Origin of the sequence: Vibrio sp. HA2012 (assembly GCF_002812955.1) — a bacterium.
Classification (GTDB): domain Bacteria; phylum Pseudomonadota; class Gammaproteobacteria; order Enterobacterales; family Vibrionaceae; genus Vibrio.
In genome coordinates this window covers 1-1,355 of the sequence record NZ_PFXK01000017.1, presented here as the reverse complement: position 1 = coordinate 1,355, position 1,355 = coordinate 1, and the positions used below count along the sequence as shown (strand labels likewise).

Sequence of the window (1,355 nt, the reverse complement as noted above, 5' to 3'; positions counted from 1 at the left end):
AGAGCCATATTCTATTCGATGGTTTTTACCATTTATATCTGTCACGTCTAGAATGCCACTTTCCCAATCATCGTACATTATCTTCTCCTTTTTAACTATATATCAAACACCTAACGCCCTGTTAAGGGGTGAGCAACGCAATACCGCAGCCCACGCATACCACCTTAATCAATAAAACCACCGCATAGTGAAAATGCCACGCGTTGCGAATCCCTCTTGAACAGTTTGTTATGAGCCAGCAGCTTCAAGCAGAGACTTAACCTTCTGTTTTGCATAGCCTTTAGCAAGATCTTTTGCTACAGAAATCGTTGTATCTAAACTTGCATCTTTAAAGTTTGCTTGTATTTCTTGCCAAACATTAGGTTCGTTTAATGATTCAATAAAGTCATGCCCAAAAGCTGTTAGCCTTAAAGGAACCACCGACCAAACCCTTTCACCGTTGCCCAACAGCTTATAACCTGCACCACGTGATTGAGTAGCAAACGATTCTATATACCCTTTATCAACAAGGAGATCAGTGTGAAAAGCGAACTTGTCGTCATCATAATGAAATCCTTTGGCTTCCAATTCTCGTATATTGGTTAAAGGTCCCTCTGCACTCTCAAATGCTTCAAGCAATGATTTTAAATATTCTTTATCGATCTTCATTGAGACTCCTTGTTGGCTCATAACGCCGCATTAAGGGGTGAACAACGCATTTCACCCGACCTAACCCATTGTGCCGTAAACACTAAAACCGATTCAAACCAAAACTGCCAAGCGTTGTGAATCCCTCTTAAATGCTTTGTTATGAGTATTTGGGCTTACGTCGCTTTTTCCTTTGCTCCAACCAAAGCTCATATTTTCCTTTAAACAGAACCTTCAGTTCTTGATTTGATAAAGGCTTCATTTTGTCAAAATCAGCAGGTGGCACACCAACTAGTTTTTCATCCCAACTTTTTGGATAGTCTTCGTTAGAGATACTAAAACCAGCCCCTCGTACTTTTGAAAAGCCTTTTAATTTGGCTATACGCAAAGTGCATTGAGTTTCTACCAACTCAGTTTTCCACTTAGTCTTTGGGAATATTTCACTACAGTGGACAACTTTAATCAGCTTATATTTTTTAGTCCAAGCCGAACCAACTTTGCTGCCCATTTTAAAATGAGTCCAAAGCCTCAAGCCAATATCTTCAGCGATGCCAACGTAATAATTTTGATTTTCTAATTCTAAAACATAAACGTACATACTGATAAATACTCATAACGCCCAACTAAAGGGCAAAAACCAATCCTATTCACTCAACCGAACCAACTGGAACCTAAAAACAAACCGAACCAAAAGTGGCACGTGTTTTTGTCCCTTTGAGTTGTTTGTT

General features: G+C 39.3%; 2 protein-coding genes. Both read right to left on the bottom strand.

Annotated features, from left to right (window positions below; translation table 11 throughout):
- Positions 1 to 228: 228 nt before the first annotated feature.
- Positions 229 to 648 (bottom strand): DUF2513 domain-containing protein, encoded by a 420-nt coding sequence (locus CSW98_RS17430; RefSeq protein ID WP_029803417.1) that lies wholly within the window; start codon positions 646 to 648, stop codon positions 229 to 231.
- A gap of 139 nt (positions 649 to 787) precedes the next feature.
- A complete protein-coding gene (locus CSW98_RS17425) occupies positions 788 to 1,225 on the bottom strand; it encodes a GIY-YIG nuclease family protein (RefSeq protein WP_100801749.1) in 438 nt (145 codons plus the stop codon).
- Positions 1,226 to 1,355: the final 130 nt, after the last annotated feature.